The sequence below is a fragment of the Cupriavidus sp. UYPR2.512 genome (assembly GCF_000379565.1).
GTDB lineage: Bacteria > Pseudomonadota > Gammaproteobacteria > Burkholderiales > Burkholderiaceae > Cupriavidus.
Window position 1 is genome coordinate 35560 of record NZ_KB903159.1, and the last position, 7647, is coordinate 43206.

The following is a 7647-nucleotide window of genomic DNA, read 5'->3' on the forward strand; positions in this document are numbered from 1 at the left end:
CTCAGCGCGCCGGCTTGCGGTTGCCGCCGAGCAGCGCGGCCTGCGCCGGACGGCGATTGCGCGCCGGTGCCGGTGCCGCGTCGTGCGGCTGGCGCGCGGGTTGAGCCGTGGTCCGTTGCTGGCGCGCCGGCTCCTGGCCGTCGCGGCGCGGTGCGGGATTGCGCGCGCCGCCGGCGGGCTGGCCGCCACGGTTGCCGTTGGCTGCACCGTTGCCGCGCTGGCCGCCTTCGGCAGCGCGCGTGCGCGGCTGGCCGCCCTGGGCTTGCCGCGGCGCAGCCTGCGCTTCGCGCGCCGGGCGTTGGCGCTGGGCGCCCTCGCCTTCGTTGCCGGCCGGACGTGCCTGGGCGCGTCCGCGGCCCTGGCCTTGTCCTTGCCCCTGGCCACCACCGCGCTGCTGGCGGCCCTTCTGGATCGGCTCGGGCGCGATGCTCGGGTCGACCTCGAAGCCCGCCAGCACGGTCTGCTCGAGCTTGCGCTTGATCAGGCGTTCGATATCGCGCAGCAGCGCAATCTCGTCCACGCAGACCAGCGAGATCGCTTCGCCCTCGGCGCCGGCGCGGCCGGTGCGGCCGATGCGGTGCACATAGTCCTCGGGCACGTTGGGCAGGTCGAAGTTGACCACGTGCGGCAGCTGGTCGATGTCGATGCCGCGCGCGGCGATATCGGTTGCCACCAGCAGCCGCAGCGTGCCGGACTTGAATTCCGACAGCGCACGCGTGCGCGCCGACTGGCTCTTGTTGCCATGGATCGCCAGTGCCGACAGGCCGTCCTTGGTCAGCTGCTCGGCCAGGCGGTTGGCGCCGTGCTTGGTGCGCGTAAATACCAGCACCTGGTGCCAGTCATGCTGGCGCACCAGGTGGGCCAGCAGCTCGCGCTTGCGCTCGCGGTCCACCGGGTAGACGCGCTGGTCCACGGTCTCAGCCGTGGTATTGCGCCGCGCCACCTCGATCGAGGCCGGGTTGTTCAGCAGGCGGTCGGCCAGCGCGCGGATATCGTCCGAGAACGTCGCCGAGAACAGCAGGTTCTGGCGCTTGGCCGGCAGCACGTTGAGGATCTTGCGGATGTCGTGGATGAAGCCCATGTCGAGCATGCGGTCGGCTTCATCGAGCACCAGCAGCTCCACCTGCGACAGGTCGATGGTGCGCTGGGACACGTGGTCCAGCAGGCGGCCGGGCGTGGCCACGACGATCTCGACGCCGCGCTTGAGCTGCTCGATCTGCGGATTGATGCCGACGCCGCCGAACATCACCATCGAGCGCAGGCGCAGGTATTTGCCGTAGTTGCGCACGCTCTCTTCGACCTGGGCGGCCAGTTCGCGCGTGGGCGTCAGCACCAGTGCGCGCACCGGCAGGCGGGCCGGACGCTGCGCGCCATTGGCGCCGCGCGCCGCGGAGTCGGACAACAGCTGCAGCATCGGCAGCGTAAAGCCGGCGGTCTTGCCGGTGCCGGTCTGCGCGCCGGCGAGCAGGTCACCGCCCTTGAGGATGGCGGGGATCGCCTGGGCCTGGATGGGGGTCGGCGTGGTGTAGCCCTGTTCGGCCACGGCACGCACAATCTTGTCGGACAAGCCGAGTTCAGAAAAAGACATGAATTGCTGCTTGGGCCATCGCTGCGCACGCGGTGCGCCAAACGCCGGATGGCTCCTGGTAATCGGATCGGAATCGGAACGCGAACGCCGGGAAGCCGGCCTGGCAGGGCACCGGCCCGCCCGCGAAGGAAAGAGCGGTAGTGTACCAGTCCGGGACCAGCGGGTTCTGCACCGGACGCGGCCCCGCATGCGCGCCGGCGCACATCGGGTCTGCGCGGGTGGCGCTGCGCTATCATGAGAGCGTCTGCCCGCCCCCGTTCCGGCTCCGCACCCGCGCCACATGTGCCCCGGAAAGCCGCCATGCGCTTGCGTTTCCTTGAAGACCAGGAAGTTACCCTGTTCGCGGCCATCCCGGTCGGGATCGTCGCGGCCATTGCCACCACCCTGTTCAAGGAAGCGCTGGAGGGCGCGGGCGTGGTCCTGTTTTCCAGCCATGCCGACGTGGTGGCCGTATTCGCCACGCTGGCGCTGGCGTGGCGCGTGGTGGTGCCGGCCGCGGGCGGCGCACTGGCGGGCGGCCTGCTGGTGCTGGCCAACCGCCTGGCCGGCAGCCATGGCGGCGCTACCGACTACATGGAAGCGGTGGCCAACGGCAGCGGCCGCCTGCCGGTGCGGATCACCTTGCTGCGCGCGCTCTCGTCGTTTTTCTCGATCGTCAGCGGCAGCTCGGTCGGCAAGGAAGGCGCGATGATCCAGCTGGCGGCGCTGTGCGGCTCGCTGTTCCCGTCGACCCGGCTGGAACGCGGCGGCGGCTCGAACATGCGCCGCATGCTGACCGCCTGCGGGGCCGCGGCGGGCCTTGCCACGGTCTATCACACCCCCTTCTCCGCCGCCGTCTTCGTTGCCGAAGTGGTGTTCGGGGCGCTCGCGGTACAGCGCCTGATGCCGCTGTTCCTGGCTTCGGTGGCCGGCGCCATGGTCAGCCAGTGGCACGGCGGCCTGCAGCCGCTCTACCCGGGCCTGGATATCGCCCCCGACCTGCGCCCGCACATCCTGCTGGCCGCGGCGGCGCTGGGCGTGGCCGCCGGCATTGCGGGCGCGCTGTTCATGCGCGCGGCGGGCTTTGCGCGCGGCCGCTTTGCCGCCGTGCCGGGCGGGCCAGTGGCAAGGCTGACGCTGGGCGGCGCGCTGGTCGGCGTGCTGGCGATGGCTGTGCCCGAGGTGGTTGGCAACGGCTATTCCACCATTCAGACCATCCTGCAGGAGCAGCCGCTGAGCGTGCCGGTGGCCGGCGTGCTGCTGGCCAAGCTGGTGGCAACGGTGATCAGCATGGGCTCGGGGGCGGTCGGCGGCGTGTTCACGCCGTCGCTGTTCGTGGGGGCGGCGCTCGGGCAGTTGCTGGCCATCGGCATGCAGGGCACGGCGACCGGTGCGGCGCCGCTGCTGCCGCTGGTGGGCATGAGTGCGTTCCTGGCGGCCACCAGCCAGGCGCCGCTGATGTCGGTGCTGATGGTGTTCGAGATGACGCTGGCGCCCGCGCTGCTGCTGCCGTCGATGATCGGCGCGGTGGCGGCGTACTACACCGCGTCACGCTGCCAGACGCTGTCGCTGTACAGCGTGATTGCCGAGCGCGCGCAGGCCTCGGCCGCCGCCGAACATGCCCGCACGCTGACGCTGGCGGGCCTGTGCGACCCGACCGATACCGTGCTCGACCCGAACGCTACCCTGGCAGCCGCAGCCGACAAGTTTGCCGAGACCGGCACGCGCTACCTCTATCTGGTCGAAGCGGATGGCCGCCTGCTGGGCGCGCTGTCGATCCACGCGCTGCAGCGCGCCCAGCGCGAGGGGGCCTCGGATGACGTGCTGGCGCTGGCCGAACGCGACTTCCCCGCGCTAACCCCGGATTCGCGCCTGCGCGACGCCCTGGCGGTGTTTGCCGGGCACGGCATCAACCGCATCCCGCTGGTGCGCGACAGCGCCAGCCGCGAACTGATGGGCACGGTGTCCAAGCAGCGTGTGCTGCAAGAGGCATCCTGCCTGTTCTGAGCCCGGCCGCATCGCCGACCCGGCAAGGCCGCCGGCGGGGTAAAATGGCGGGTTGCGACCGCCTTTGGGCCATTCCCGCCAACGCGTCGTCCCATTTGTCGGAGTTCTCCCCCATGCCAGCAGGTCGTGATGCGCGCCGCGAGGCGCCGGAGTCTGTCCAACCCAGGCGCGCCCGCAAGCTGTTGCCAACGCTGGCCTGCGCCGCCGCCCTGCTGCTCGGTGCGGCAAGCGCGATGGCCCAGCCGGCGCGGGTGATCCCGGACGATGCGCAGGCGGCCAGGCTCGTTATCGCCACGCCGTCTGCCGGTGCGCCGCAGACGGCCACGCTCGATGGCAAGACCGTCGGCGTGGCGCCAGGCCTGCGCCTGTTCGGCACCGACAACCAGTTGCTGGCCAGTGCCGCGGTGGCGGGCCAGAAGCTGCCGGTGCGGTACAAGCTGGACCTGTATGGCCAGTTGCTGACCGCCTGGGTGCTGAGCGAGCCGGAACAGAAGGCGCTGAAGAAAAAATCGTAGTCCCCGGAAGTGCGACCGGCGTGTCCCACGCGCCGGCCGTGTTGTTGCAACACCCTGATGCCCCCAGGTCAACCACTGAGATCGGCATATGAAGAAAGTTTTCGTCAAGACGTACGGCTGCCAGATGAACGAGTACGACTCGGGCAAGATGGTCGACGTCCTCAACGCCAGCCAGGGGCTGGAACCCACCGACCGCGTCGAAGACGCCGACGTGATCCTGTTCAACACCTGCTCGGTGCGCGAGAAGGCGCAGGAGAAGGTGTTCTCGGAACTGGGCCGGATGAAGGCGCTCAAGGCCGCCAAACCCGACCTGGTGATCGGCGTGGGCGGCTGCGTGGCCAGCCAGGAAGGCGCCAGCATCGTCTCGCGCGCGCCGTATGTCGACGTGGTGTTCGGCCCGCAGACACTGCACCGCCTGCCCGACCTGATCGCGCGCCGCCAGCGCACCGGCCAGTCGCAGGTGGACATCTCCTTCCCCGAGATCGAGAAGTTCGACCACCTGCCGCCGGCGCGCGTGGAAGGCCCGAGTGCCTTTGTGTCGATCATGGAAGGCTGCTCCAAATACTGCAGCTATTGCGTGGTGCCCTACACTCGCGGCGAGGAAGTGTCGCGCCCGTTCGAGGACGTGCTGGCCGAGGTTGCCGGCCTGGCCGAACAGGGCGTGCGTGAAGTCACGCTGCTGGGCCAGAACGTCAACGCCTACCGCGGCAAGATGGGCGACACCACCGAGATCGCCGACTTTGCGCTGCTGATCGAGTACATCGCCGAGATCCCCGGCATCGAGCGCATCCGCTACACCACCAGCCACCCGAAGGAATTCACCTCGCGCCTGGTCGAGCTGTACGGCCGCTGCGACAAGCTGGTGAACCACCTGCACCTGCCGGTGCAGCATGCCTCCGACCGCATCCTGATGGCGATGAAGCGCGGCTACAGCGTGCTGGAGTACAAGAGCATCATCCGCAAGCTGCGCGCGCTGCGCCCGGATATGTCGATGTCGTCGGACTTCATCGTCGGCTTCCCCGGCGAGACCGATGCCGACTTCGAGAAGCTGATGGCGATGATCGAGGAGATCGGCTACGACACCTCGTTCTCGTTCATCTTCAGCCCGCGCCCGGGCACGCCCGCCGCCAATCTGCACGACGACACCCCGCACGAGGTCAAGCTGCGCCGGCTGCAGCGCCTGCAGGCCACCATCGAGGAAAACGTGCAGCGCATCAGCCAGAACATGGTCGGCACGGTGCAGCGCATCCTGGTGGAAGGCCCGGCGCGCAAGGACCCGACCGAGCTGCACGGGCGCACCGAGAACAACCGCGTGGTCAACTTCGCGCTACCGGGCGTGCCCCAGGCCGGCCGCGACCGGCTGGTCGGCCAACTGGTCGACGTCAGCATCACGCAGGCGTTCCCGCACTCGCTGCGCGGCGAGATCGTGGTTCGGCAGTAACCAGGCACCATCCAGCGAGGCCATCGCCAACTGATGAAAGTCCCATCCGCAGAATTCGTCGCTCCCAAGGACGACAATACCCGGCTGCAGAACCTGTGCGGCCCGCTCGACGAGAACCTGCGCCAGATCGAGCAGGCGCTGGACGTGAACATCCAGCGCCGCGGCCACCGCATGACGGTGCGCGGCGGCAATGCGCAGGACGCCGCGCTGGCGCTGGAGCGCTTCTACAACCAGGCGCGCACGCCGCTGTCGATCGACGACGTGCAGCTGGGCCTGGTGGAAACGCGCCAGATCTCGGCGCACGGCAGCTACCTGCCCGGCAACGGCGACGATGCCGAAGCGCGCGAGATCGGCGACGAATCGCCGGTGCTGCACACCCGCCGCGCCGGCCTGCAGGGCCGCACCGTGGCGCAGCGCGACTACCTGCGCAACATCCTGTCGCACGACCTGACCATGGGCATCGGCCCGGCCGGCACCGGCAAGACCTACCTGGCGGTGGCGTGCGCAGTCGATGCGCTGGAGCGCGACGCGGTCAAGCGCATCGTGCTGACACGCCCGGCGGTGGAGGCCGGCGAGCGGCTGGGCTTCCTGCCGGGCGACCTGGCGCAGAAGGTCGACCCGTACCTGCGCCCGCTGTACGACGCGCTGTATGACCTGCTCGGCTTCGACCGCACGCAGAAGATGTTCGAGCGGCAGATGATCGAGATCGCGCCGCTCGCCTACATGCGCGGGCGCACGCTGAACCATGCCTTCATCATCCTGGACGAAGCGCAGAACACCACGCCCGAGCAGATGAAGATGTTCCTCACGCGGATCGGCTTCGGCTCCAAGGCGGTGATCACCGGCGACATCACCCAGATCGACCTGCCCAAGGGACAGAAGAGCGGCCTGGTGGAAGCGCAGCATGTGCTGCGCGAAGTGCGCGGCATCGCCTGCACCCGCTTTACCAGCATCGACGTGGTGCGCCATCCGCTGGTGGCCCGCATCGTCGATGCCTATGACGAATACCACGCCCAGCACAAGGACGCTTAATTGAAATCCCAGAAATCCAAGTCTTCCGCCGTGAGCCTGACCCTGTTCGACGGCGACGGCCGCGCGCGCAAGAGCGCCGCGCACGCGCTGCGCGTGCAACTGCCCGACGGCCGCAGCCTGACGCTGGACCTGTCGCAGGCCGCCGACGGCGTGATCGCGCTGCTGGCCGAGCACACCGACACCAACCAGCAGGCCGGCCTGCTGGTGCGCCCGGACAATCATGACGCACTGTCGGTGGCCGTGACCGCCACGCCGCTGACCACCACCACCGGCACGCCGGCCACGCCGCCGGCAGTGGAGCTGGAGGTCCAGCACGGCGACGGCGTCGGCAAGGGCGATGGCCTGCCGGCGCGCCGCAAGATCGAAACCTGGGTCAAGTCGGCGCTGTATGCCGATGCCGCGCTGACCATCCGCTTTGTCGGTGAGGAAGAGGGGCGCACGCTGAACCGCACCTATCGCGGCAAGGACTACGCCACCAACGTGCTGACCTTTGCCTATGCCGAGAACGAAGCCGATCCGGTCACGGGCGACATCGTGCTGTGCTGCCCGGTGGTGGAAGCCGAGGCGCGCGAGCAGCGCAAGCCGCTGGAGGCGCACTATGCCCACCTGATCGTGCACGGCGTGCTGCACGCGCAAGGCTACGAGCACGACGAAGACGCCGAGGCCGAGGAAATGGAAGCGATCGAGACCGAGACGCTGCAGGCGCTGGGCTACGCCGATCCCTACCAGGGCGACCGCACCGCGTGATTCCCTTGTCACAGGCGGCGCTGGTTGAGTGCCGCCTGCCGCACATATGGTCTCAGGCCACTGCCCGCTGTCACGGGACTGACGGGCTTTTAGGAACGTGCTCGAAATAACTTCCCGCTATGCGGCGTTCCGTGAGCGGATGCTGTAGTTCCACGCAGGCAAGGTTGAGTCGTACTCGATGTTCAGTGAAGCACGGACGCAACGAGTGACTGTCCGTCCGGCTTCATAGACTCCGTCAAGAATGTCAGCAGTAACTTTCAGTCCGGTTTTTGTGCAGGCTTTTTCGATCAGTTCACGAACCAGACTAACGCTGCTGAAGACTACGCCAGCACAGGCTC

The 7647-nt window shown here is 68.7% G+C and carries 7 protein-coding genes; 5 read left to right on the forward strand and 2 right to left on the reverse strand.

Annotated features, from left to right (window positions below; all coding sequences use genetic code 11):
• Window position 1: 1 nt before the first annotated feature.
• Entirely contained in the window at window positions 2-1588 is a 1587-nt protein-coding gene (locus tag A3A5_RS0127530; RefSeq protein ID WP_018313687.1) for a DEAD/DEAH box helicase, read from the reverse strand.
• Between the two features lie 300 nt (window positions 1589-1888).
• On the opposite strand from A3A5_RS0127530, the gene A3A5_RS0127535 reads away from it, so the two are divergent.
• The 5 genes from A3A5_RS0127535 to ybeY all read left to right on the forward strand — a co-directional run bounded on the left by A3A5_RS0127535 (window position 1889) and on the right by ybeY (window position 7309).
• Window positions 1889-3574 (forward strand): ClcB-like voltage-gated chloride channel protein, encoded by a 1686-nt coding sequence (locus tag A3A5_RS0127535; RefSeq protein ID WP_018313688.1) that lies wholly within the window; start codon window positions 1889-1891, stop codon window positions 3572-3574.
• Between the two features lie 113 nt (window positions 3575-3687).
• A complete protein-coding gene (locus tag A3A5_RS0127540; protein WP_018313689.1) occupies window positions 3688-4089 on the forward strand; it encodes a hypothetical protein in 402 nt (133 codons plus the stop codon).
• 88 nt (window positions 4090-4177) lie between these two features.
• The gene (gene miaB, locus A3A5_RS0127545; protein WP_018313690.1) at window positions 4178-5530 is read left to right on the forward strand and encodes a tRNA (N6-isopentenyl adenosine(37)-C2)-methylthiotransferase MiaB; all 1353 of its coding nucleotides are present in this window, start codon (window positions 4178-4180) and stop codon (window positions 5528-5530) included.
• Between the two features lie 33 nt (window positions 5531-5563).
• The gene (locus A3A5_RS0127550) at window positions 5564-6562 is read left to right on the forward strand and encodes a PhoH family protein (RefSeq protein WP_018313691.1); all 999 of its coding nucleotides are present in this window, start codon (window positions 5564-5566) and stop codon (window positions 6560-6562) included.
• The gene (gene ybeY, locus A3A5_RS0127555; RefSeq protein WP_026201195.1) at window positions 6563-7309 is read left to right on the forward strand and encodes an rRNA maturation RNase YbeY; all 747 of its coding nucleotides are present in this window, start codon (window positions 6563-6565) and stop codon (window positions 7307-7309) included.
• A gap of 117 nt (window positions 7310-7426) precedes the next feature.
• Here the strand turns inward: ybeY and A3A5_RS42255 are convergent.
• Window positions 7427-7647 (reverse strand): hypothetical protein (locus A3A5_RS42255; protein WP_369797783.1); only part of this gene is annotated, 221 nt, incomplete at its 5' end.